This window comes from Desulfarculus baarsii DSM 2075 (assembly GCF_000143965.1).
In the GTDB taxonomy this organism is placed as follows: Bacteria; Desulfobacterota; Desulfarculia; order Desulfarculales; family Desulfarculaceae; genus Desulfarculus; species Desulfarculus baarsii.
Window position 1 is genome coordinate 833,591 of the sequence record NC_014365.1, and the last position, 23,514, is coordinate 857,104.

Sequence of the window (23,514 nt, forward strand, 5' to 3'; positions counted from 1 at the left end):
GCGGCCAAACGCCAAGCCGCCGCCACTCCGCCACCCAGCGTCAACCCCGAAGCCTGTAGCAACGGCAACGGCTCCTACGAGGTGGACGCCTCCGGCGGCAGGATGAACATCATCGAATTGAAGGTCAAGCCAATCGCCGAGTTGACGGCCATGGCCCGCACCTTCAACATCGAAGGCGCCGCCGGCATGCGCAAGCAGGAGCTGATCTTCGCCCTGCTCACCGCCCAGGCCGAACGCAACGGCGCCATCTACGGTGAAGGCGTCTTGGAAATTCTGCCCGACGGCTTTGGCTTCCTGCGCGCCCCCGACTACAACTACCTGCCCGGCCCCGACGACATCTACGTTTCGCCCTCGCAAATCCGCCGTTTCAACCTGCGCACCGGCGACACCATCAGCGGCCAGATCAGGCCGCCCAAGGAAGGCGAGCGTTACTTCGCCCTGCTCAAGGTCGAAAAGATCAACATGGAGCCGCCCGAGGTGGCCCGCGACAAGATCCTTTTCGACAACCTGGTGCCCCTCTACCCCGACGAGCGCATCCGCCTGGAGGTCGAGGCCCAGCCCAAGAATTTCTCCATCCGCGTCATGGACCTGATGACGCCCATCGGCAAGGGCCAGCGCGGCCTGATCGTGGCCCCGCCGCGCACGGGCAAGACGATGCTTTTGCAAAACATCGCCAACGCCCTGGCCGCCAACCACCCCGAGGTGACGCTCATCGTCCTGCTCATCGACGAGCGGCCCGAGGAAGTGACCGACATGCAGCGTTCGGTCAAGGGCGAGGTGATCAGCTCCACCTTCGACGAGCCGGCCCAGCGCCACGTGCAGGTGGCCGAGATGGTCATCGAGAAGGCCAAGCGCCTGGTCGAGCACAAACGCGACGTGGTGATCCTTCTCGACTCCATCACCCGCCTGGCCCGGGCCTACAACACCGTCGTGCCGCCCAGCGGCAAGATCCTCTCCGGCGGCGTGGACTCCAACGCCCTCCATCGGCCCAAGCGCTTTTTCGGCGCGGCCCGCAACATCGAGGACGGCGGCAGCCTGACCATCATCGCCACCGCCCTCATCGAGACCGGCAGCCGCATGGACGAGGTCATTTTCGAGGAGTTCAAGGGCACCGGCAACATGGAGATCCACCTCGACCGCAAGCTCAGCGACAAGCGCGTCTTCCCGGCCATCGACATCAACCGCTCTGGCACGCGCAAGGAAGAGCTGCTCCTGCCCGAGTCCGACCTCAACCGCATCTGGATCCTGCGCAAGCTCCTGGGCCCGCTGACGGCGGTGGACTCCATGGAGTTTTTGCTGGAAAAACTGCAGGGCACCAAATCCAACACCGAATTCCTCGACTCCATGAGCCGTTAGGCGGCCGGAGGCGGGGCGGGTTTGCTGTTGAAATGTGGCCGGGCGGCGCTATAATTCCACTTCTGGACAAACCCGGTCTTTGGAGACTGTGATGAAAAACGATATCCATCCCAAGTACAACATGGTCAAGGTGCAGTGCGCCTGCGGCAACGAGTTCATCTCGGGCTCTACCAAGGGGGCCATCCGCGTGGAGATCTGCGCGGCCTGCCATCCGTTCTTCACCGGCAAGCAGAAGCTGGTGGACTCGGCCGGCCGCGTCGAGCGTTTCTATAAAAAATACGCTCACTTGCAGCAGTACAGCGGCAAGGCCGAAGAGCTCGAGGCCGAACGTCTGGCCAAGGCCGAGGCCGACGCCAAGCGGCGCGAGGCCGAAGGGGCCGAGGCCTAGAGGCCATTGCATATCGGGTGCGAGCCATGAAACCGGCAGCGGTGGGCGGCCAGGCGGTCATCGAGGGCGTGATGATGAAAGCGCCCGAGAGGCTCTGCGTGGCCGTGCGCCGTCCCGATGGCCAGATTTTGGTCAAAAACGATCCCTTCAACGGACTGGCCCGCCGCTGGCCGGCCCTGGGCTGGCCGTTTCTGCGCGGGCCGGTGATCCTGGGCGAGACCCTGGTCCTGGGCATGAAGGCCCTTTCGTTTTCGGCCCAGCAGGCCATGGAAGACGAAGGCGAGCCGGTGAGCCCCTGGGCCATGGCCCTGACCATGCTGGTGGCGGTGGTGGTGGGCGTGGGCCTGTTCGTGGCCTTGCCCCACCTGGCCGCACTGTGGTTGGGCCGCCTGTCGGCCACGGGTTTTGACGAGACCAGCCTCTGGTTTCATCTGATCGACGGCGTGATCAAGGTCGGGCTGTTTTTGGCCTATATCTGGGCCATTGCCCTGATGCCCGATATCAAGCGTGTTTTCGAGTATCACGGCGCCGAGCACAAGGCCATCTATTGCTACGAATCCGGCGGCGAGTTGACCGTCGAGGCGGCGCGGGGCTATCCCCGGCTGCATCCGCGTTGTGGCACGGCCTTCATCCTGGTGGTGTTGGTGGTGTCGATCTTTTTCTTCGCGGCGCTGTTTCCGCTGTTGCCACGCCTGGCCGAGGCCGCCTGGCTCAACCAGGCCTTGCAGATCCTGCTGAAGGTGGGACTGATGCTGCCCATCGCCGGGCTGTCCTACGAGATCATCCGTCGGGCCGGCGACAGGGGGGCGCGGGGCGTCTGGGGCGCGCTTTTGTGGCCCGGCCTGCAATTGCAACGCATGACCACCCGCGAGCCCGATGACCGCCAGATCGAAATCGCCCTCTGCGCCCTGAAAGCCGCCGTCGCCACCGATCGAGCCGAAAAATCGTCCATTACCGTCCTGTAGGTGCCAAAACATGGCCATGAGCCCTGACCTGAAAGCCCGGTTGGAGGAGGTCGAAGCCCGTTTCAACGCCGTGGAGCGTGAACTGGCCGACCCCAACATCGTCGCCAACCAGGAAAATTTCATGAAACGAAGCAAGGAACACGCTGAGCTTTCGCAGCTTGTGGAGTGTTTCCGATCATATAACAAATACGAGCAGGAGCTGGAGCAGAACCGCCTGCTGATGGCCGACGACGACGAGGAGTTGGCCGCCCTGGCCGGCGTCGAGGTCGAGCAGGCCGAGACGGCCCTGGTCGATCTGGAGCAACGCATGCGCCTGCTGCTTTTGCCCCAGGATCCCCGCGACGAAAAAAACGTCGTGCTGGAGATCCGGGCTGGCACGGGTGGCGACGAGGCGGCGCTGTTCGCCGCCGAGCTGTTGCGCATGTATCTGCGCTATGCCGAGCTCAAGCGCTGGAAAACCGAGATACTTTCCCAGCATCCGACCAACGCCGGCGGCTTCAAGGAAGTCATCGCCCTGATCACTGGCCGGGGGGCCTACAGCCAGCTGAAGTATGAATCGGGCGCGCACCGCGTGCAGCGGGTGCCGGCCACAGAGAGCCAGGGCCGGGTGCACACCTCGGCGGTGACGGTGGCGGTGCTGCCCGAGGCCGACGAGGTGGAGGTCGACATCAAGCCCGAGGAGCTGCGCATCGACTATTTCCGTTCGTCGGGCCCCGGCGGCCAGCACGTCAACACCACCGACAGCGCCGTGCGCATCACCCACCTGCCCACCGGTTTGGTGGTCAGCTGCCAGGACGAAAAGAGCCAGCACAAGAACAAGGCCAAGGCCCTCAAGGTGTTGGCCGCCCGCCTGTTGGAAAAGATGGAGCAGGAACAGCAAGCCGCCCTGGCCGCCAACCGCCGCAGCCAAGTCGGTTCGGGCGACCGCTCCGAACGCATCCGCACCTACAACTTCCCCCAGGGCCGCGTCACCGATCATCGCATCGGCCTGACCATCTACAAGCTCGAGGAGGTGCTGGTGGGCGAATTGGAGCTGATCATCCCCCATCTGGTGGCGTACTTCCAGGCCGAGGCCCTGAAGTCGTCCGCGGCGTGAGCGGCGATGGAGGAACTCTGGACCATCCGCCGGCTGGGCCAGTGGGCCACGGAATACCTGACCCGCCACGGGGTGGAGTCGCCGCGATCCTCGGCCGAGCTGTTGCTGTCCCAGGTTCTGGGCCTGGAGCGCATCGGGCTCTACCTTGATTTCGACCGGCCGCTGACCAAGGACGAACTGGCTGGTTTTAAAGCGCTTTTGCTGCGCCGTCGCGCCCACGAGCCGGTGGCCTACATCCGTGGCAAGCGCGAATTTTTTGGCCTGGAGCTGGCCGTGGGGCCGGGCGTGCTGATCCCCCGGCCCGAGACCGAGCTTTTGGTCGAGCGCGGCGTGGCCCTGCTGGCCCAGGCCGAGCGGCCCAAGATCCTCGACCTGTGCACCGGTGGCGGGGCGGTGGCCCTGGCCCTGGCCAGCCAACTGCCCACGGCCCGCGTGCTGGCCTGCGACATCTCGGCCCAGGCCCTGGCCTACGCCCGGCAAAACGCCCAGGCCCTGGGCCTGGAGGAGCGCGTGAGCTTCCTGCAAGGCCCGCTGTGGGAGCCGGTGGCGGCCACGGGCGGCTTTTTCGATCTGATCACCGCCAACCCGCCCTATGTGACCAGCGGCGAGTGGCCGTGCCTGCCGCCGGACGTGCGCGATCACGAACCGCGCCTGGCCCTGGAGGCCGGGCCCGAGGGCCTGGACGTGATCGGGCCGATCATCGTCGGCAGCCGGGCATTTTTGCGGCCGCTGGCCTGGCTGTTGGTGGAGATCGGCGCGGGACAGGGGCCGGCCGTGATGGCCCTGGCCCAGGCGGCGGGCATTTTTTCGCGCATCGAGTTGCTGAGGGATCTGGCGGGCATGGACCGGGTCTTGGCCTGTGAAAGGGGAGACTATGGATAAGCTGATCATCGAGGGCGGCCGGCCGCTGGTGGGCCGGGTGCGCGTCAGCGGGGCCAAGAACGCCACCTTGCCGCTGATGGCCGCCTGCCTGCTCACCGGCGGGCGCAACCGCCTGCGCAATGTGCCCAACCTGCGCGACGTGGGCACCATGGCCGCGTTGTTGCGTGAACTGGGCGCCCACGTGGATGAAAGGCCCGGCGAACTGACCATCGACACCGCCCGCGCCGAGGGCGACGAGTGCCCCTACGAGTTGGTCAAGACCATGCGGGCCTCGGTGCTGGCCCTGGGGCCGATGGTGGCCCGCTCGGGTCGGGGCCGTGTCAGCCTGCCCGGCGGCTGCGCCATTGGCGAGCGGCCCATCGATCAGCACCTCAAGGGCCTGGAGGCCATGGGCTGCCGCATCGAGTTGGAGGGCGGCTATGTCCAGGCCAGGGCCAAGCGGCTTAAAGGGGCCGAGATCACCTTTGATCTGATCACCGTCACCGGCACCGAAAACATCATGATGGCCGCCACCCTGGCCCAGGGCCGCACGGTGCTGCGCAACGCCGCCCGCGAGCCCGAGGTCGTCGATCTGGCCCAGGCCCTCAACGGGGCCGGGGCGCGCATCGAGGGCGCGGGCGACTCCATCGTGACCATCGACGGCGTCGATGGCTTGGGGTCCATCGATCACGCCGTGATGCCCGACCGCATCGAGGCCGGCACTTTCATGATGGCCGCCGGCGTGACCAGGGGCGAGTTGACCATCGAAAACGCCCAGATGGAGCACCTGACCGCCGTGGTGGCCAAGCTCAAGGAGGCGGGCCTGCGCTTTCAGCAGACGCCCAAGGGCCTGGTGGTCAGCGCCCGCCGCGCGCCCAGGCCGGTCAGTGTGATCACCGGGCCGTATCCGGGCTTTCCCACCGATCTACAGGCCCAGTTCATGGCCTTGATGACCCTGTGCAACGGCAGCGCCGTGATTCAGGAGACGATCTTTGAAAACCGCCTGATGCACGTGCCGGAGCTGCGCCGCCTGGGGGCCGAGATCGAGTGCGGCGGCAACACCGCCGTGGTCAAGGGCGTGCGCAAGCTCTCGGGCGCGCCGGTGATGGCCACCGACCTGCGGGCCTCGGCCTGCCTGGTGCTGGCCGGCCTGGCCGCCGGCGGCCAGACGCACATCAGCCGGGTTTATCACCTGGACCGGGGCTACGAGCGCATCGACCAGAAACTGATCAACGCCGGGGCCACGGTGCGCCGCGAGTCGGAGCCGGGGCCGGGCAAGGCGCACTGAAAAGGGTGCGAATGACCCCGGTCGGTGGAGGAGATATTGCCACGGCGGCCGGGCCGTGTTATCTTTGTGCGATTTTTTAACCCACACGCCCCCCGACGCGGGCCCTGTGCCGGTTGCCCGGTGATGGCCGCGCGGATGAAAGGGGCGGAGGCAAAACAGAAAGAGGAGGCTACCCGATGGCTTATGTCACCATGAGGCAGCTTCTGGAGGCGGGCGTCCACTTCGGCCACCACACCGGCCGCTGGAACCCCAAGATGCGCGGCTATATCTTCGGCGCGCGCAACGGCATCCACATTGTCGACCTCCAGAAGACCGTCAAGCTTTTCCGCGACGCCTACGACGCGGTGGTCAAGGCCGTGTCCCGGGGCGGCGACGTGCTCTTCGTGGGCACCAAGCGCCAGGCCGCCGACATCGTCATGGAAGAAGCCAGGCGCTGCGGCATGTACTACGTCAACCACCGTTGGTTGGGCGGCATGCTCACCAACTTCCAGACGATCAAAAAATCCATCGACCGCTACAAGTGGCTCGAGGGCATCATCGCCGACGGCACCATCGACAACTACCCCAAGAAAGAGGCCATCGGGCTGCGCCGCGAGCTGGAGAAGCTGGAGCTCAACCTGGGCGGCATCAAGGACATGACCCGGCTGCCCTCGGTCATCTTCATCGTCGACATCCGCAAGGAGCGCATCGCCGTCAGCGAGGCCAAACGACTGGGCATCCCCACCGTGGCCATCGTCGACACCAACTGCGACCCCGACAACATCGACTACGTCATCCCCGGCAACGATGACGCCATCCGGGCTATCCGCCTGATGTGCTCCAAGGTCGCCGAGGCCACCATGGAGGGCCTGGCCCTGCGCGATCAGCGCGGCGCCGATCGGGCCGCCCGCGCCGATGGCGTGGACATGCAGATGGAAGTGCCAGGGCTGACCGTGGGCCGCGCCGACGAAGAAGGCGGCCCCGAGATCATCCGCAAAGGCGACGGCCCGGAGGCCTGAGCGCCCGGCCCGCGCCGTTTTTTCAGATTAACGCCTGGTCCCGGACCGGCCTGCGCCGGCCTCCGGGACTGGTCTTGATAAGGAGTGACACCGTGGAAATCTCCGTCGCCGACATCAAAAAGCTGCGCGAGAAGACCAACGCCGGCATGATGGACTGCAAAAAGGCCCTGACCGAGTGCGGGGGCGACATGGAAAAGGCCGTGGACTGGCTGCGCCAGAAGGGCCTTTCCGTGGCGGCCAAGCGGGCCGACCGCGAGGCCCTGGAAGGCCAGGTGGCCTGCTACATCCACGCCGGCGGCAAGCTGGGCGTGATGGTCGAGGTCAACTGCGAGACCGACTTCAGCGCCAAGACCGACGAGTTCAGCCAGTTCGCCCGCGACGTGGCCATGCACATCGCCGCGGTCAACCCGCTGTGCGTCTCCGAGGAACAACTGGACCCGGCCGTGGTCGAGCGCGAGCGGGCCATCTACCGCCAGCAGGCCCTGGAGCAGGGCAAGCCCGAGAAGATCCTCGACAAGATCATCGAGGGCAAGATGGCCAAGTTCGTCTCCGAGTCTTGTCTGCTCAGCCAGGCCTTTGTCAAGGACACCGACAAGACCATCGCCGACCTGCTCAACGAACTGCGGGCCAAGACCGGCGAGAACGTGCAGATCCGTCGCTTCGCGCGGTTCGTGCTGGGCGAGCAGGCCTGAGGTCGGGCCGTCGCCCGCCTTTGCTGGCGTTTTTCGCCGTGAACGCCTATGATGACCCAACGACCGCCGGACGTGCGTCGCGCCCGGCGGTCGTCGATCCCGTTTCCGCGTTTGCGCGGGGTCGGCAGTATGTCTGAAGGAGGGTTTCGTGGCGCGAAAAGCCGCCTATAATCGGGTGCTTCTCAAGATCAGCGGCGAGGCGCTGATGGGCGAGGCCGACTTTGGCATCTCGCCCCAGGTGCTGCAGTTCGTGGCCGATGAATTGGTCCAGGCCCTGGCCTGCGAGGTGCAGGTTGGCGTGGTCATCGGCGGCGGCAACATCTTCCGCGGCGTCAGCGACAGCGCCCGCGGCATGGACCGCGTGCAGGCCGACCACATGGGCATGCTGGCCACGGTGATCAACTCGCTGGCCCTGCAAGACGCCATGGAGCAGCGCGACGTGCCCACCAGGGTCATGAGCGCCATCAGCGTGCCCCAGGCCGCCGAGCCCTACATCCGCCGCCGCGCCGTGCGTCACATGGAAAAAAACCGCCTGGTCATCTTCGCCGCCGGCACGGGCAACCCCTTTTTCAGCACCGACACCGCCGCGGCCCTGCGGGCCAAGGAGATCGGCGCGGAGGTGCTTTTGAAGGCCACCAAGGTCGACGGCATCTACGACTGCGACCCGGTGAAAAACCCCGGCGCCAACAAGCTGGAGCTGCTGACCTACGACGACGTGCTGACCCGGCACCTCAAGTTCATGGACGCCACGGCCATTTCGCTGGCCGGCGACAATGACCTGCCGGTCATCGTATTCGACCTGATGAAGCCCGGCAACATCCGGCGGGTGCTCATGGGCGAGCAGCTCGGCTCCCGCGTGGAGGGATGAGCGTGATCGACGACACCAAAAACGAAGCCAAGGAACGCATGCACAAGGCCATCGAGGCCCTCAAGCGCGATTTCAGCCGCGTGCGCACCGGTCGGGCCACGCCCACCATCCTCGACGGCGTGCGCGCCGATTACTACGGCCAGCCCACGCCGCTCAACCAGATGGCCGGCATCTCGGTGCCCGAGGCCCGGCTGATCGTGATCCAGCCGTGGGATCCCAAGAGCTGCGAGCTCATCGAAAAGGCCATCCTGGCCAGCGATCTGGGCCTGACGCCCCAGAGCGACGGCAAGGTCGTGCGCATCAATTTCCCGCCCCTGACCCAGGAGCGCCGCAAGGACTTGGCCAAGCTCGTGCGCAAGATGGCCGAGGAGGCCAAGGTGGCCGTGCGCGCCGCCCGCCGCGACGCCAACGAGATGCTCAAGGAATTCAAGAAGGAAGGCGAAATCAGCGAGGACGACGCCTTCCGCGGCCAAGAGGAAATCCAAAAGACCACCGACGACTTCATCAAGAAAGTCGACGAGACGTTGGCCGAAAAAGAAAAAGAAATCATGGAGTTCTAGCTCCGCTGGCGCGGGTGGATCGATCCTGATGACCAAGGAGCCAAACCTGAGCGACCTGGAGTCGCGGCTGGACAAAAGCAGCCTGCCCCGCCACGTGGCCGTGATCATGGACGGCAACGGCCGCTGGGCCCAGCGTCAGGGCCTGCCCCGCGTGCGCGGCCACGAGGCCGGCGCCGAAAGCGTGCGCGCGGTGGTGCGCACCTGCCGCCGCCTGGGCGTCGAAGCCCTGACCCTCTACGCCTTCAGCGAGGAAAACTGGGCCCGGCCCAAGGCCGAGGTGGCCGCCCTGTGGAAGCTGCTGGGCCGTTTCCTCAAGCAGGAGCGGGCCGAGATGCTCGCCCAGGGCATCCGCCTCAACGCCATCGGCTCTTTGCACAAGCTGCCCACGGCCACCGCCCAGGCCCTGCGAAAGGTCATGGCCGACACCGCCGGCGGTCGCCAGATGGTCCTGACCCTGGCCCTTTCCTATGGCGGCCGGCAAGAGCTGACCGAGGCCGCCCACCGCTTGTGTAGACGCGTGGCCGCTGGCCAACTGCGGCCCGAGGACGTCGACGAGGCGGCCGTGGCCGCCAGCCTGTACACCCACGATCTGCCCGATGTCGATTTTCTCATCCGCACCAGCGGCGAACTGCGCGTGAGCAACTTTTTGCTGTGGCAGATGGCCTACGCCGAGTTCTACTTCACCGAGCTGCATTTTCCCGATTTCCGCGAGGCCGCCCTGGTCGAGGCCCTGACCGAGTACGCCCGGCGGCAGCGGCGCTTCGGCCAGACCGGCCAGCAAGTGGAGGAGGCCGCTCGTGGCCGCTGAGCCCGTCAAATCCCGCTGGGCCGACCTGGGCCTGCGCGTGGCCACGGGGCTGGTGCTGTTTGTGGGCATCGTGCTGCTGATCATGCTGGCCCCGCTGGCGGCGCTTGCCGGGCTGGTGGCGCTGGTGGCGATGCTGGGCATGGGCGAGCTGCTGCGCATGACCACGGCCGGTCGCTGGGGCCTGGCGGAGTTCGCCGCGCTGGGCCTGGCCGCGGCCTTGCCGCTGTGCGCGCTGTTGGGCGGGGCCGGGTTGGCCGCCGGGCTGCTGGTGGCGCTGCTGGCCAGCTCGATCGCGGCGGTGTTGGCCGGCGACGACCTGGACCTGGCCTGGGACAAGATGACCCGCCGTTTCTGGGACGTGGCCTATTGCGGCGGTTTGCTGGCCTGCGTGTTGCCCCTGGCGGCCTTGCCCGGCGGCCGGGTGCTGGTGATCTTTTGCATCATCAGCGTGGCCGCCGCCGACGTGGGGGCCTATTTCGCCGGGCATCAATTTGGCCGGCGCAAGCTGGCCCCGCGCATCTCGCCGGGCAAGACCATCGAAGGCCTGATCGGCGGGGCGCTGCTGTCTTTCGCGGTGGGCGGGGCCTTCGCGGCGCTGTGGCTGGCCGACACTATCTGGTGGTTGGGCGGCCTGGTGGGCCTGGTTCTGGGCCTGGTCAGCGTGGGCGGCGATCTGCTGGAGTCTTCGCTCAAGCGCCAGGCCGGCGTCAAGGACTCCAGCGGCCTGCTGCCCGGCCACGGCGGCGTGCTCGACCGCATCGACGGCCACGTCACCGCCTTTCCGCTGTTTCTGCTGATCCGGGTGATCTGGTGGTGAAAAAGCGCCTGGCCATTCTGGGCTCCACCGGCTCCATCGGCCAAAGCACCCTGGATGTGGTTCGCCGCCAGGCCGAGCGCTTCGAGATCGTCAGCCTCACCGCGGCCAGCTCGGTGGAGGCCCTTGCCGCCCAGGCCATCGAGTTTCGGCCAAAAATCGTCGCCGTGGCCAACCAGGAGGCCGCCGGCCGCCTGCGGGCGCTGCTGCCGGCCGGCCTGCGCTCGTTGGTGGCGCACGGGGCCGAGGGCTATCTGGAGGCCGCCGCCGGCTGCGGGGCCCAGGTGGTGGTTTCGGCCATGGTCGGGGCGGCGGGGCTGTTGCCGACGCTGGCGGCGGTCAAGGCCGGGCTGACCGTCGCCCTGGCCAACAAGGAGACGCTGGTGGCCGGCGGCGAGCTGGTCATGGCCGAGGCCGCCCGCGGCGGCGCGACGATCCTGCCGGTGGACAGCGAGCATTCGGCCATTTTCCAGTGCCTGCTGGCCGGCGCGCCCGAGGAGGTCGCCCGGCTGTGGCTGACGGCCAGCGGCGGGCCCTTTCGCCAACTCGACCGCCAGGCCCTGGCCAAGGTCACGCCCGAGCAGGCCCTGGCCCACCCCAACTGGTCGATGGGCCCCAAGATCACCGTCGATTCGGCCACGCTGATGAACAAGGGCCTGGAAGTCATCGAGGCCCACTGGCTTTTTGACCAGCCCTACGATAAGATCAAAGTCGTGGTCCATCCCCAGTCCATCGTCCATTCCATGGTCGAGTTCGTCGACGGAAACTTCATGGCCCAGATGGGCCCGCCGGACATGCGCCTGCCCATCGCCCTGGCCCTGAACCACCCCCGGCGGCTACGCGCCGTGGGCCCCAGCCTGGACCCAGGCAAGCTGGCGGCGCTGAGCTTCGAGGAGCCGGACCCGGAACGTTTTCCGGCCCTGGGCCTGGCCTGTCAGGCCGGCCGAGCCGGCAAGGCCGCCCCGGCGGTGCTCAACGCCGCCAACGAAGTGGCCGTGCGGCGTTTTCTGGCCGGGCGGCTGGGATTTTTGGATATCGCCTCCTGCGTGGAGGCCGTCCTAGAGCGTCATCCCGGCCTGCCGGCAGACAGCATCGGCGCCATCCTGGAGGCCGACCGCTGGGCCAGGGCCGAGGCCAGGGCCTGGCTGGATCGACGCGGGAGCTGAACAAGCATGCTCATCACCATCGCCAGCGCCGTGCTCGTCTTGGGCGTGCTGGTTTTTGTCCATGAACTGGGCCATTTTTTGGTGGCCAAACGGCTGGGCGTGGGCGTTTCGGTCTTCAGCCTGGGCTTTGGGCCCCGGCTGGCGGGCTTCAAACGCGGCGAGACCGACTATCGCCTCTCGGCCATCCCCCTGGGCGGCTTCGTGCGCATGATCGGCGAAAGCCCCGGCGAGCCGGTGGCCCCCGAGGACTTGCCCCGTTCGTTCAGCCACAAGGGCGTCTGGCGGCGCATGGCCATCGTGGCCGCCGGGCCGCTTTCCAACGTCTTGTTCGCCTTTTTGCTCTACTACGCGGTCACGCTCTTTTGGGGCCAGCCCATGCTGACGGCCCAGGTGGGCAGCCTGGTCGATGGCATGCCGGCCCAGGCCGCCGGCCTGCGCCCCGGCGACGTCATCAGCGCCGTCGACGGCCGGGCCATCGCCTCGTGGGACGATCTGCGCGAGGCCATCCGGGCCAGCCAGGGCCGGCGGCTGATGCTCACCGCCCAGCGCGACGGCCAGGCCCTGGAACTGGCCATGAGCCCCAAGCGCGTCGACACCAAGGACATCTTCGGCGACGTCATCACCGTTTATCAGGTGGGCGTGGCCCCTTCGGGCCAGGTGCTCACGCAGAGTTTCGGCCCGCTGGAGGCCGTGGGCCGGGCCCTGGGCCAGACCATCGAGGCCAGCCAATTGATCCTGGTCAGCGTGGGCAAGATCGCCACCCGCCAGGTGCCCATGGAGAGCGTGGGCGGGCCGATCTTCATCGCCCAGGTGGCCGGCGAGGCCGCCCGCCACGGCCTCAACGCCCTGCTGGGCCTGGCCGCGCTGATCTCGGTGAACCTGGCTATCCTCAACCTGCTGCCGATCCCGGCCCTGGACGGTGGGCATTTGCTGGTGTTTTTGTTCGAGGCCGTCACCCGGCGGCCGGTTTCCACGCGGGTGCGCGAGCGCATCCAGCAGGCGGGCGTGTTCTGCCTGCTGTTGCTGACGGTGCTGGTGCTCTACAACGACATCGCGCGCATCTTCGGCCAGACTGGCCCCTAGCCGTGCCGACCCTGGCCTTGGACACGGCCTTCCAGGCCGGCGGCGTGGCCCTGGCTCAGGGCGACCGGCTGCTGGGCGAGCTGTTGCAAAACAGCGCCACCACCCATTCGCGGCGCGTGCTGGCGGCGGTGGATTTTTTGTTGGGCCAACTCGGCCAGACGCGCGGGGCCATCGACGGCCTGGCCGTGACGGTGGGGCCGGGCTACTTCACGGGCCTGCGCATCGGCCTGGCCACGGCCCAGGGCCTGGCCCTGGGGTTGGGCGCGCCGCTGGTGGGCGTCTCGACGCTGCGCCTGCTGGCGCAAAACCTGGCCGTGGGCGCGGGCGGACTGATCTGGGCCTTGGCCGACGCCCGGCGCGGTTTGCTCTACGCCGCCTGTTTCCGCGACGAACCGGGCGGTTTGACGCGCCTGGAGGACGACATGGCCATCAGCCCCCAACGCCTGCTGCCGCTGCTGCGCCCGCCGGCCGTGCTGGTGGGTGAGGGCGCGCGGTTGCTGGCCGCCGACGCGCTGGCCGAAGGCCTGCGCCTGGCCCCGCGCTGGGCCGATTTGCCCCGGCCGGGCTTGTTGGCCCTGTTGGGCGCGGAGCGCTTGGCCGCCGGCCAGGGTCAGCCGCCCGAGGCCGTGCGCGCCCGCTATTGCCGGCCTTCCGACGCCGAGGTGCGTTTTCAACTGCCGCTGGACGAATATCGTTTGGTCGAATGAGGTGAACTCGGCCCGGCGGCCGTGATATGATCGAACGATCCCGAGGAGGTTTGATCATGGCGCGTGTGGTTTGTCGCGTATTGTTGGTTGTGGCTCTGCTGTTGGCCGCGCCGGCCTGGGCCGGCCAGGGCCGCGACCAAGAGGCCCGGCCCACGGTGACGGTGACCGGCCGGGCGGTGCTGCACAAGGCCGCCGACGAGGCCGTGTTGCGCCTGGGCATGGTCAGCCTGGCCCCCACCGCCGCCGAGGCCGCCGAGCGGAACAGCCGACTGACCGCCCAGGTGCGGGCGGCGCTGAAGGATCTGCTGGGCCAAGGCGATCGGCTGGAGACGGCCGGCTATGATCTGTCGGCCCAGACCCAATGGGATGAAGCGGCCAAGGTCAACCGGGTGACCGGCTACCGGGCCGCTCACACCCTGCGCCTGACCAGCGCCGATCCCCAGAGCCTGGGCCGCGCCCTCGACGCCGCCGTCGGCGCCGGGGCCAACGAGATCGACGGGCCGACCTGGCGCTTGGCCGACGAGGCCGCCGCCCGGATCGAGGCCCAAGCCGCGGCCCTGCAAGACGCCAGCGCCCAAGCCCGGGCCCTGGCCAAGGCCGCCGGCCTGCGCCTGGCCGGGCTCTTGTCCGCCGACGCCGCCGGCCAGGGCGGGGCGGCCCCGGTGGCGCGCCTGGCCATGGCCGCGCCCAGAGCGGCCGCGCCGCCCACGCAACTGACCCCCGGCCGCATCGCGGTCGAGGCCTCCGTCACCTGCACCTTCGCCCTGACCCGCTGAGGCCGGGGCTGGAATGTCGGCCCCTCCACGGGCCGGGAAGCTGGGAAGAATCGACATGGAGCAGCAAGACCTGGCGCTTTTGGAGCGGCTCGTCGCCGAAAACGACGAGCTGGCCCAACTATGGAAGCAGCATCAAGAACTGGAGACGGCGCTGGAGGGCTTCAACCACCGCGTCTATCTTTCCTCCGAGGAACAGCTCGAGCGCAAGCGCCTGCAAAAGATCAAGCTGGCCGGCCGCGACCGCATCGAGGCCATCCTGGCCGAACACCGGCGGCAAAATGGTCAGGATCGATAAGTTCCCCCTGGCCGCCCCTGGCTGGCCCTACTATCTGGGCGCGGCGCTGCTGGCCGCCGCGGCCACGGCCTGGGGCCCATGGTGGCTGGCCGCGCCGTTGTGGGGCTTGTGCGCCTTTGTGGTGTTTTTTTTCCGCGATCCGGCCCGGCAAGGCCAAAGCGCGGCCAACCAACTGCTCAGCCCGGCCGACGGCACGGTGGTCTACGTGGGCCCGGCCAGCCATCCATCCCTGGGCGATCAGCCGCTGACGATGATCTCGATCTTCATGAGCCTGTTCAACGTCCACGTCAATCGCGCGCCGCTGAGCGGCCGCGTGCTCTCCATGCGGCATATCGCCGGCGGTTTCGCCATGGCCAACCTGGAGCGGGCCAGCCAGGCCAACGAGCGGCTCGAGGTGGTCTTCGAGGCCGAGGGTGGCCAGCGCGTGCTGGTGGCCCAGGTGGCCGGCATGGTGGCCAGGCGCATCGAATGTGAGCTTGCGCCCGAACAGAATGTGCAAAAGGGCGCGCGCTACGGTATGATTAGATTCGGATCGCGCCTTGATGTATATTTACCCCAAGAGGCCGCCGTGCTGGTGGCCAAGGGCCAGAAGGCGCGGGCCGGACTGACGGTCATCGGAGAACTTTAAGATGGCGCGAAGGCGCAGACCAAAGCGGAGCAACAAAGAGGCCAGGCGGAGGGCGATCTACCTCCTGCCCAACCTCTTTACGACCGCCAGTCTGTTCTCGGGCTTTTTCGCCATGATCGAGGCCATCGACGGCAACTTCCTCGTGGCCTCGGCGGCCATCTTCGCCTCGCTGATCTTCGATGGCCTGGACGGTCGGGTGGCGCGCGCCACCAACACCACCAGCCGTTTCGGCGTCGAGTACGATTCGCTGGCCGACCTGGTGGCCTTTGGCGCGGCCCCGGCGGTGATGTTTTATGTCTGGGCCTTGCGTCCGCTGGGCCGGCTGGGCTTTTTGGCCGCGTTTTTGTTCGCCGCCTGCGGGGCGTTGCGTCTGGCCCGCTTTAACGTTCAGTCCGACAGCGCCAAGCCGTCCAAGCATTTCGTGGGCCTGCCCATCCCGGCGGCGGCCAGCATGCTGGCCGGCACGGTGATGATGTGGACCCAGACCAGCCTCGTCGAGCCGATCCCTGCCTGGGTCGCCGTGGCGATGGTCTTTGTCCTCAGCTTCCTGATGGTCAGCAACATCCCTTATCTTTCGTTCAAATCGCTGGGCCTGGCCAGGCTGCGTTCGTTCAACGGCTTGGTGGCCTGCCTGTTGCTATTCGTCCTGGTGGCGCTACAGCCCTATGTGATGGGCTTCGCGCTACTGGCGCTATACGTTGTCGGCGGCCCCTTGGGCGCCCGACTACTCGAGCGCGGAAAGGCCGAAAAGGAACAGGCCGAGCAATTGGAACACAAGCCGGACCACTCCTGATTCGCCAGCGCCTTTCCGCGCCGCAAACAGCGTCAGCCCTGATTTCAATCTAAGCTAAACGTTTTGTTTGGGAGCGTGCGATCATGTCCAACTACGTGAAAATATTCGACACCACCCTTCGCGACGGCGAGCAGTCGCCCGGCGCGTCCATGAACAAGGAAGAAAAACTGCGCCTGGCCCGCAAATTGGCCAAACTGGGCGTGGACATCATCGAGGCCGGCTTTCCGGCGGCCAGCCCAGGCGATTTCGAGGCCGTGCGCCTGATTGCCGGCGATCTGCGCGGCGGGCCGGTGGTCTGCGGCCTTTCGCGCACCCGGCCGGCCGACATCGAACGTTGCTGGCAGGCCGTGCGCGAGGCCGAAAAACCGCGCATCCACGTATTTTTGGCCACCAGCGACATCCACCTGCAATACAAGCTGCAAATGACCCGCCAGCAGGTGCTCGACGAGATCCGAAGCGGCGTGGGCCACGCCCGCGGCCTCTGCGAGGACGTGCAGTGGAGCGCCGAGGACGCCAGCCGCAGCGACCCGGACTTTTTGTGCCAGTGCGTGCGCGTCGCCCTGGAGGCCGGGGCCACCACCATCAACATCCCCGACACCGTCGGCTACGCCTTGCCCCACGAGTTTTACGAGCGCATAAGCTATATCCGGGCCAACGTGCCCGAGGTGGCGCGGGCCACCCTCAGCGTGCACTGCCACGACGACCTGGGTCACGCCGTGGCCAACAGCATCGCCGGCGTGCGGGCCGGCGCGCGCCAGGTGGAGGGCTGCATCAACGGCATCGGCGAGCGGGCCGGCAACGCCGCCCTCGAGGAAGTGATCATGACCCTGGCCACCCGCCAGAAGGAACTGGGCCTGATCACCGGCGTCAACAAGGCCGAGATTCATTCCACCAGCCGCTTGGTGACGATGATCAGCGGCCTGCCCGTGCAGCCCAACAAGGCCATCGTCGGGGCCAACGCCTTTGCCCACGAATCGGGCATCCACGTCGACGGCGTGCTCAAACAGCCGCTGACCTACGAGATCATGACCCCCGAGGAAGTGGGCCTGGCCAGCAACACGGTGGTGTTGGGCAAGCACTCGGGCCGGGCGGCGCTGCGCAATTGGCTGTCGGGCAACGGCTACGAGTTGGACCGGCAGCAGTGCGAGAGCCTCTTCGAGGCGTTCAAGCGGCTGGCAGACAAGAAAAAAGAGATTGAAAACGACGACTTGGAAGCGTTGATCGCCGACGAGATCCTGCGCATACCCCTGCGTTGGAAGCTCGATTACCTCAACGTCATGGCCGGCACCGAGGTCGAGCCCGTGGCCACCGTTCGTGTTTTCGATGGCGACAGCCTGCGCCGTGAGGCGGCCTTTGGCGTCGGCCCGGTGGACGCGGTCTACAACGCCATCCGCAAGATCACCGGCACCCAGGCCAAGCTTATGCGCTATGGCGTGGCCAGCATCACCGGCGGCGTCGACGCCCAGGGCGAGGTGACGGTCAAGCTCCAGGAAAACGGCAACGAGGCCCTGGGCAAGGGCGCCGACTCCGACATCCTGGTGGCCTCGGCCAAGGCCTTCCTCAACGGCATCAACCGTCTGGAATACAACAAAACCCAGAAAATGGAGCTGACCCCCGGCGAGCGTCAACTCTAGGGCCTTCGCGTCGATCGTGTTTGGCCAGCCGGCCCGGGGCGCGCGCCTCGGGCCGGTTTGCTTTTGGGCCGCTTGTGGTGTATATCGGCAAAAAAATTTGCATTCGGCGGCCCGGTGGGCTAGTAAAAAAGACCGGCGGCCGCCAGGCCAACAGAGAGCAATCCCCAAGCCCCCCGACCCGGGGGAACCAAGGCGAGGCGAGCGATGAGCAAGCAATACCGTGTAGCCGTGGCCGGCGCCACCGGCGCGGTCGGCAACCAGATGATCCAGTGCCTGGAAGAGCGCGATTTTCCCATCGGCGAGTTGAGGCTGTTGGCCTCCGAGCGCTCGCGGGGCAAAAGGCTTAAATACAAAGGCGAGGACATCGAGGTCCAGGTCTTGGGCGAGGGCTCGTTCCAGGGCGTGGACATCGCCTTGTTCTCGGCCGGCGGCGGCACCAGCCTGGAGTGGTCGCCCAAGGCGGCCCAGGCCGGGGCGGTGGTCATCGACAACTCGGCGGCCTGGCGCATGGACCCGGAGGTGCCCCTGGTCGTGCCCGAGGTCAACCCCCACGCCGTGGCCGGTTTCAAGAAAAAAGGCATCATCGCCAACCCCAACTGTTCGACGATCCAGATGGTGGTGGTGCTCAAGCCCATCCACGACCTGGCCGGCATCGAGCGGGTGGTGGTCAGCACCTACCAGGCCGTCAGCGGCACGGGCCAGAAGGCCATCGTTGAGCTGCAAGGCCAACTCAAGGCCATCTATTGCCAGGACGCCCAGCCCCAGGCCAAGGTCTACCCCCACGTCATCGCCCAGAACGTGTTGCCCCACATCGATATTTTCCTCGACAACGGCTACACCAAGGAAGAAATGAAGATGGTCCACGAGACCGTCAAGATCATGGAAGACCCGACCATCAAGGTCAGCGCCACCTGCGTGCGCGTGCCGGTGATCTACGGCCACAGCGAGGCCTGCAACATCACCACCGCCAGGAAGATCAGCGCCCAGCAGGCCCGCGAGGCCCTGGCCAAGGCCCCCGGCGTCAAGGTCGTCGACGACCCGGCCAACAAGCTCTACCCCATGCCCCTGGACGCCGCCGGCCAGGATCTGACCCTGGTCGGGCGCATTCGCGAGGACGTCAGCCAGGAAAAGGGCCTGGACCTGTGGCTGGTGGCCGACAACATCCGCAAGGGCGCGGCGGCAAACGCCGTGCAGATCGCCGAGCTGTTGATCGCCGGCGGCCACATCTAGCCAGGGCGCGGCCGGGGCCGGATCATGCTCAAGGTCTGCGGCGGCGAGCTGCGCGGGCGCGCGCTGAAGGCCCCGGCCGGCCACGACACCAGGCCCACCGCGGCCAAGGTGCGCCAGGCCTTGTTCAATATCTTGGGCGGGCGCACGTCGGGCGCGCGGGTCTGCGACCTGTTCGCCGGCTCCGGGGCCCTGGGCGTGGAGGCCCTCAGCCGTGGGGCGGCCTGGTGTTTGTTTGTCGAACGGCGTCGGCTGGTCTGCCGGCTGATCGCCCAGAATCTGGCCGGCCTGGGCCTGGAGGCGCGCGGACGGGTGCTGATGGCCGACGCGGCCATGGCCAGCCAGCGCTTGCTGGAGCAGGGGCCCTTTGACTTGGCCCTGGCCGATCCGCCCTATGGCCAGGGTTTCGTGGCGCGGTTGGCCCGCCTGGGCGCGCGGCCTGGCTTCCTGGCCCCGGGCGGCGTGCTGGTCATCGAGCACGCGCCCGGCGAGGCCCCGCCGCAAACTGGCCTGGTGATCATCGACCACCGGGCCTATGGACAAACCGAGCTAACATTTCTGGGCGTGCCCGCCGCGCCCGCTGGGGATGCACAATGACGCTGGCCGTTTACCCAGGCTCCTTCGACCCGATCACCAACGGGCACCTGTCCATCCTGCGGCGCGCCCTGGAGATATTCCCGCGAATCGTGGTGGCCATCGGCCGCAACTCCGAAAAAAAGAGCCTCTTCACCGTCGACGAGCGCCTGGAGATCATCGGCGAGGTCACCCGCAACATGAACGGCGTGCGCGCCGAGAGCTTTGACGGCCTGCTGATGGACTACGTCACTGGCCTGGGCAGCAACGTGGTGCTGCGCGGCATGCGCGCCATGAGCGACTTCGAATACGAATTTCAGATGGCCCTGATGAACCGCAAGATCAACAAAGACGTGCAAACGGTCTTTTTGATGACCGACTACAAGTGGTTCTACGTCAGTTCGACGATCATCAAGGAGGCGGCCAGCCTGGGCGGCAACATCAGCGGCCTGGTGCCCCAGTTGGTCGAGCGCCGTCTGGCCGAGAAGTTCGCCCAACTGCGCGCGGCCCGCTGACGGCTGATGCCGGGTGATCGGCGGGCGTCAGCCCTGGCTTTCGTCCGCGCCCGTGTCAGGCTTGGCTTTCGCCAAAGATATCGGCGCTGAAGATGAAAATATTCACCTCCGGCTCGCGCCAACAACCGGGGTTCAGGCCGGCCTTCAGGCAGGTGTGATCCAGAAACGTCCAGCGGTCCCAGCCCTGCTCGACGGCCACCTGTGGCAGCAGCACGCCCCGGCCCCGGGGGCTGATCAGATAGATTCCGTGGCGGCCGACCTCGATCAACTCCGGGTCGTCGATCCGCTCCAGCGGCGAAAGCACGCTGACCTCGATGTCGATCTCGGCCAGTTCGTCGGGCCGCAGCGGTCGGAAGCGCGGATCCTGGCTGGCGGCGGCCACGGCCATCTGGCTCACCGTGCGCTCCAGCGAGCCGTCGCCGACAAAGTTGCCGATGCAGCCGCGCAGTTGGCCGTTTTTGTGCAGGGTGACAAAGGCGCCGCGTTCGTCGGGGGGTTGGCCGGGCGCGGTCGGCCAGGCGCGGGGCGCGCGGCCGACGGAGGCGTCCTCGACGGTCTGGCGGGCGATGGCCAGCAGGCGTTTTTTGTCCTCGGGCGAAAGGGCTTGGCTCATTCCATCAGCTCCATGGCGCTGACCGGCGCGGCCGGCCGCAGGCCCAGCCGCCAAGCGCGGTAGTCGTCCAAGATTTGCCGGTGATCGAAACAGATATCCGGGGGCAGCTTGTCCAGGGCGAAGGCGGCCACGGCGGCGGCGTCGTCGCCGGCGATGGGTTGGCCGCTGGCTCGCCCGGCGTAGGCGGTGGTGATGGTGTGTTGGCGCGGGTCACGCTCGGGCCGGCCGTAAACGCCGATCAGGGCCAGCACCTCGACCCGCAGGCCGGTCTCTTCCAGGGCCTCGCGGCGGGCGGCGTGGGCGGCGCTTTCGCCGTAGTCGACAAAGCCGCCGGGCAGGGCCCAGCCCAGGGGCGGGTTGGCCCGACGCACCAGCACCACCGGCCCCGGCTGGCCGCCGCCGGTCAACTCGATGATCATGTCGGCGGTGGGGACGGGGTTGCGGTAGGCCTCGACGGTGGCCCCGCAACTGGGGCAAAGCAGATCGCGTCTCATGGCTGGGCCCTTGGCCCCGGCTTGGCGCGGGGCAGAAAATCCTCGCAACGCCCGGGGCAGGGCGGCAAAAGCAGTTGGCAATAGATCAGGTGCTGGTGGATGCAGATTTGGCCATGGACGTCGGGGACGAAGTCGGGGCACTTCAGCGCGCCGATGGCCTCGGCGGTCTTTTGCATGATGTGCCGTCGGGCCACCTCGCGGTCGTTGGGGTCGGCCAGGCGATCGAGGCGGTTGAGGCGATCGCGGGTCTGGGCCCCCAGTTTGCCCCGGGCCTGCATCATCGGGCAGAAGGCCGCCGCCGATTCGGCCTGGCTGCGCGTGCGGGCGCAACGGCCGGCCAGGTAATAGGCGCAGGCGCGCCCGCTGATGGCGGTGACCTCGGCCGGCACTAATCCTCCAGCAAACGCACCGCATCGCCGGGGCGCACCGTCCCGGCGTTGAGCACGCGCACGAAAATGCCCTGGCGGGGCATGATACAGTCGCCCACTTTCTGGCGGATGGCGCAGCCGGCGTGGCATTCCTTGCCGATCTGGGTGACGGCGGCGCGCACCGGGCCGATCTGCAGCAGCGTCCCCACCGGCAGGGTGTGCAGACAAAGACCCCGGGTGGTAATGTTTTCGGCGAAATCGCCGGGGTTTACCTCGGCTCCCCGTTGGCGCATGATATCAATTGACTCCATGGCCAACAGCGAAAGCTGCCTGTGCCATGGGCCGGCGTGGGCGTCGCCGACCAGGCCCACGTCGGGCTCCAGGCGACCTTCGGCGATGGGCGTTTTGGGCAGGCCTTTTTCCAGGCTGATGTTGACCGAGACTACTTCCGCGTGGCTCATGATTTTGGACCCCGAAAAAAAAGGTTCTCATCAGAACTTATATCCAGCGGCGGCCGGCGTCAAGGACGCACCGCGACCGCCCTTGGCCAAGCCGTGGCCGGGGCCGGGGACGCTGGTCGCGGCGGTCAGCGGCGGGGCCGATTCGGTGGCGATGCTGCGGCTGTTGGCCGAGCAGGCGTCCGAGCGGGGCTGGCGGCTGGTGGTGGGCCACGTGGACCACGGTCTGCGGGCGGATTCGGCCGTCGACGCCGCCTTCGTGGCCGATCTGGCCGGGGCGCTGGGCCTGGAGTGTCGGGTGGTCAGGGTCGTGGCCAGGCAGGCGGGGCTTTCGCCCGAGGACGCCGCGCGCCGGGCGCGCCGTCAGGCGCTATTGGCCCTGGCCGAGGAACTGGACGCCGTGGCCGTGGCCCTGGCCCACACCATCGACGATCAGGCCGAGACGGTGCTGGCCCGGCTTTTGACCGGCGCGGGCCCCGGCGGCCTGGCGGCCATGCGGCCCCGGTCCGGCCCGCTGTGGCGGCCGCTGCTGGCCGTGCGCGGCCGGGAACTGCGCGATTATCTGGCCGCCCTGGGCCAGCCCTGGCGCGAAGACCCCAGCAACGCCGATCGGGCCTATCAGCGCAACCGCCTGCGCCACGCCGTTTTGCCCCTGTGTCGCCAACTGATCAACCCCCGCGCCGACGAGGCCCTGGCCCGCCTGGCCGGCCTGCTGGCCGACGAGGAAGATTATTGGCGCGGCCTGCTCGATGACGCCTTGGCCGCCCACGGTCGCCGCGAGGGCGCAAGCCTCTGCCTGTCGCTGGGCTGGCTGCTGGCCCAGCCGCCGTTTTTGCGGCGACGCATGATGCGCCACATCGCAGGCCGGCTGCTGGGCGGTGGCCAGCACCTGCTCTTTGACCACGTGGCGGGCCTGGAGCGCCTGCTGACCATGGCCGCCGGCAAGAGCCTGACCTTGCCTTTTGGCTTGCGGGCCTGGCGCGAGCACGAACATCTGCGCCTGGCCCCGGACGTTGATCCGCCGCCGCTACGCGTCCGGCTGGACGGCCCCGGCCTGGTGGATCTGCCGGCGCTGGGCACGGCGCTGCTGGCGCGGGAAGTGGCCCCCGGCGCGACGCTTCGGGCCAGGGGTGGTCGGGCCTGGCTGCCGCTTGAGGATGTGCGCTGGCCGCTGGAGCTTTGCTGGCCCTGGCCGGGCATGCGTTTTTGGCCGCTGGGCGCGCCGGGAGCCAAGCGGCTGAGCAAGATCGCCATCGACCGCAAGGTCCCGCCGTGGTGGCGAAAACGCCTGCTGGTCGTGGCCGACGAGGGCGGTCCGTGGTGGGTCTGGCCGCTGGCCCCGGCCCAGCGGGCCAGGGTGAGGGCCGATGGGCCGCTGTTGGAGCTAAGCCTCGTTGACAGCTTGGCAAACTGGCCATATAGTATTGAGTTCAAAGGTCCGATTTCGGACCGTGAGTTGCCACTCCCAACCTGGGCCGAGCCATGACGCA

27 protein-coding genes and 1 pseudogene are annotated in these 23,514 nt (G+C 67.6%); 24 read left to right on the plus strand and 4 right to left on the minus strand.

What is annotated here, in order from left to right; genetic code table 11:
- Positions 1 to 102 precede the first annotated feature (102 nt).
- From rho to coaD, 23 genes and pseudogenes are all read left to right on the plus strand, one after another.
- Positions 103 to 1,356: a transcription termination factor Rho gene (gene rho / locus DEBA_RS03680; RefSeq protein WP_043815129.1), complete on the plus strand. Its 1,254-nt coding sequence runs from the start codon at positions 103 to 105 to the stop codon at positions 1,354 to 1,356.
- A 91-nt stretch (positions 1,357 to 1,447) separates the two neighbouring features.
- Positions 1,448 to 1,639: pseudogene (rpmE, locus tag DEBA_RS18855) on the plus strand (50S ribosomal protein L31); the annotation flags it as partial.
- A 131-nt stretch (positions 1,640 to 1,770) separates the two neighbouring features.
- Positions 1,771 to 2,709: a DUF1385 domain-containing protein gene (locus DEBA_RS03690; protein WP_013257563.1), complete on the plus strand. Its 939-nt coding sequence runs from the start codon at positions 1,771 to 1,773 to the stop codon at positions 2,707 to 2,709.
- A 10-nt stretch (positions 2,710 to 2,719) separates the two neighbouring features.
- The gene (prfA, locus tag DEBA_RS03695) at positions 2,720 to 3,805 is read left to right on the plus strand and encodes a peptide chain release factor 1 (protein WP_013257564.1); all 1,086 of its coding nucleotides are present in this window, start codon (positions 2,720 to 2,722) and stop codon (positions 3,803 to 3,805) included.
- A gap of 6 nt (positions 3,806 to 3,811) precedes the next feature.
- Positions 3,812 to 4,687: a peptide chain release factor N(5)-glutamine methyltransferase gene (gene prmC, locus DEBA_RS03700; protein ID WP_013257565.1), complete on the plus strand. Its 876-nt coding sequence runs from the start codon at positions 3,812 to 3,814 to the stop codon at positions 4,685 to 4,687.
- Entirely contained in the window at positions 4,680 to 5,954 is a 1,275-nt protein-coding gene (gene murA / locus DEBA_RS03705) for a UDP-N-acetylglucosamine 1-carboxyvinyltransferase (protein WP_013257566.1), read from the plus strand. Before prmC ends, murA begins: the two co-directional genes overlap by 8 nt.
- 176 nt (positions 5,955 to 6,130) lie before the next feature.
- Complete coding sequence (rpsB, locus tag DEBA_RS03710; protein WP_013257567.1) at positions 6,131 to 6,952, plus strand: 30S ribosomal protein S2; 822 nt, start codon at positions 6,131 to 6,133, stop codon at positions 6,950 to 6,952.
- A gap of 92 nt (positions 6,953 to 7,044) precedes the next feature.
- Positions 7,045 to 7,644, plus strand: coding sequence for a translation elongation factor Ts (gene tsf / locus DEBA_RS03715; RefSeq protein ID WP_013257568.1), 600 nt, complete (start codon positions 7,045 to 7,047; stop codon positions 7,642 to 7,644).
- A 148-nt stretch (positions 7,645 to 7,792) separates the two neighbouring features.
- On the plus strand, positions 7,793 to 8,512 hold the full coding sequence (gene pyrH / locus DEBA_RS03720; RefSeq protein WP_013257569.1) for a UMP kinase: 720 nt from the start codon (positions 7,793 to 7,795) through the stop codon (positions 8,510 to 8,512).
- Entirely contained in the window at positions 8,509 to 9,072 is a 564-nt protein-coding gene (gene frr / locus DEBA_RS03725) for a ribosome recycling factor (protein WP_043813660.1), read from the plus strand. The genes pyrH and frr overlap by 4 nt, the downstream gene beginning before the upstream one ends.
- Positions 9,073 to 9,100: 28 nt before the next feature.
- Positions 9,101 to 9,880 carry an isoprenyl transferase gene (locus tag DEBA_RS03730; protein ID WP_013257571.1) on the plus strand — a complete coding sequence of 260 codons (780 nt, stop codon included), beginning with the start codon at positions 9,101 to 9,103 and terminating at the stop codon, positions 9,878 to 9,880.
- The gene (locus DEBA_RS03735) at positions 9,870 to 10,697 is read left to right on the plus strand and encodes a phosphatidate cytidylyltransferase (protein WP_013257572.1); all 828 of its coding nucleotides are present in this window, start codon (positions 9,870 to 9,872) and stop codon (positions 10,695 to 10,697) included. The genes DEBA_RS03730 and DEBA_RS03735 overlap by 11 nt, the downstream gene beginning before the upstream one ends.
- Entirely contained in the window at positions 10,694 to 11,860 is a 1,167-nt protein-coding gene (locus DEBA_RS03740) for a 1-deoxy-D-xylulose-5-phosphate reductoisomerase (RefSeq protein ID WP_013257573.1), read from the plus strand. Before DEBA_RS03735 ends, DEBA_RS03740 begins: the two co-directional genes overlap by 4 nt.
- 6 nt (positions 11,861 to 11,866) lie before the next feature.
- Positions 11,867 to 12,943 (plus strand): RIP metalloprotease RseP, encoded by a 1,077-nt coding sequence (gene rseP / locus DEBA_RS03745; RefSeq protein ID WP_013257574.1) that lies wholly within the window; start codon positions 11,867 to 11,869, stop codon positions 12,941 to 12,943.
- Between the two features lie 2 nt (positions 12,944 to 12,945).
- Positions 12,946 to 13,650, plus strand: coding sequence for a tRNA (adenosine(37)-N6)-threonylcarbamoyltransferase complex dimerization subunit type 1 TsaB (gene tsaB / locus DEBA_RS03750; RefSeq protein WP_013257575.1), 705 nt, complete (start codon positions 12,946 to 12,948; stop codon positions 13,648 to 13,650).
- A gap of 56 nt (positions 13,651 to 13,706) precedes the next feature.
- Positions 13,707 to 14,426, plus strand: coding sequence for an SIMPL domain-containing protein (locus DEBA_RS03755; protein WP_013257576.1), 720 nt, complete (start codon positions 13,707 to 13,709; stop codon positions 14,424 to 14,426).
- Between the two features lie 55 nt (positions 14,427 to 14,481).
- Entirely contained in the window at positions 14,482 to 14,721 is a 240-nt protein-coding gene (locus DEBA_RS03760) for a DUF465 domain-containing protein (protein WP_013257577.1), read from the plus strand.
- A complete protein-coding gene (locus tag DEBA_RS03765; RefSeq protein ID WP_013257578.1) occupies positions 14,705 to 15,349 on the plus strand; it encodes a phosphatidylserine decarboxylase family protein in 645 nt (214 codons plus the stop codon). The genes DEBA_RS03760 and DEBA_RS03765 overlap by 17 nt, the downstream gene beginning before the upstream one ends.
- 1 nt (position 15,350) lies before the next feature.
- Positions 15,351 to 16,142: a CDP-diacylglycerol--serine O-phosphatidyltransferase gene (gene pssA / locus DEBA_RS03770; RefSeq protein ID WP_013257579.1), complete on the plus strand. Its 792-nt coding sequence runs from the start codon at positions 15,351 to 15,353 to the stop codon at positions 16,140 to 16,142.
- Between the two features lie 83 nt (positions 16,143 to 16,225).
- On the plus strand, positions 16,226 to 17,776 hold the full coding sequence (locus DEBA_RS03775) for a 2-isopropylmalate synthase (protein ID WP_013257580.1): 1,551 nt from the start codon (positions 16,226 to 16,228) through the stop codon (positions 17,774 to 17,776).
- A gap of 204 nt (positions 17,777 to 17,980) precedes the next feature.
- Positions 17,981 to 19,006: an aspartate-semialdehyde dehydrogenase gene (locus tag DEBA_RS03780; RefSeq protein ID WP_013257581.1), complete on the plus strand. Its 1,026-nt coding sequence runs from the start codon at positions 17,981 to 17,983 to the stop codon at positions 19,004 to 19,006.
- A gap of 24 nt (positions 19,007 to 19,030) precedes the next feature.
- Complete coding sequence (rsmD, locus tag DEBA_RS03785; RefSeq protein ID WP_013257582.1) at positions 19,031 to 19,600, plus strand: 16S rRNA (guanine(966)-N(2))-methyltransferase RsmD; 570 nt, start codon at positions 19,031 to 19,033, stop codon at positions 19,598 to 19,600.
- Complete coding sequence (coaD, locus tag DEBA_RS03790) at positions 19,597 to 20,091, plus strand: pantetheine-phosphate adenylyltransferase (protein ID WP_013257583.1); 495 nt, start codon at positions 19,597 to 19,599, stop codon at positions 20,089 to 20,091. Before rsmD ends, coaD begins: the two co-directional genes overlap by 4 nt.
- 55 nt (positions 20,092 to 20,146) lie before the next feature.
- On the opposite strand, the gene amrA is transcribed toward coaD, so the two are convergent.
- From amrA to DEBA_RS03810, 4 genes are read right to left on the minus strand one after another with little or no spacing between them, the layout of a single operon-like run.
- Positions 20,147 to 20,704 carry an AmmeMemoRadiSam system protein A gene (gene amrA, locus DEBA_RS03795; RefSeq protein WP_013257584.1) on the minus strand — a complete coding sequence of 186 codons (558 nt, stop codon included), beginning with the start codon at positions 20,702 to 20,704 and terminating at the stop codon, positions 20,147 to 20,149.
- The gene (locus DEBA_RS03800; RefSeq protein WP_013257585.1) at positions 20,701 to 21,198 is read right to left on the minus strand and encodes an NUDIX domain-containing protein; all 498 of its coding nucleotides are present in this window, start codon (positions 21,196 to 21,198) and stop codon (positions 20,701 to 20,703) included. Before DEBA_RS03800 ends, amrA begins: the two co-directional genes overlap by 4 nt.
- Positions 21,195 to 21,587, minus strand: coding sequence for a hypothetical protein (locus DEBA_RS03805; RefSeq protein WP_013257586.1), 393 nt, complete (start codon positions 21,585 to 21,587; stop codon positions 21,195 to 21,197). Before DEBA_RS03805 ends, DEBA_RS03800 begins: the two co-directional genes overlap by 4 nt.
- A complete protein-coding gene (locus DEBA_RS03810) occupies positions 21,587 to 22,027 on the minus strand; it encodes an MOSC domain-containing protein (RefSeq protein ID WP_013257587.1) in 441 nt (146 codons plus the stop codon). The genes DEBA_RS03805 and DEBA_RS03810 overlap by 1 nt, the downstream gene beginning before the upstream one ends.
- 82 nt (positions 22,028 to 22,109) lie before the next feature.
- Between DEBA_RS03810 and tilS the strand changes: the two genes are divergently transcribed.
- Positions 22,110 to 23,510, plus strand: coding sequence for a tRNA lysidine(34) synthetase TilS (gene tilS, locus DEBA_RS03815; RefSeq protein ID WP_013257588.1), 1,401 nt, complete (start codon positions 22,110 to 22,112; stop codon positions 23,508 to 23,510).
- Positions 23,511 to 23,514 lie beyond the last annotated feature (4 nt).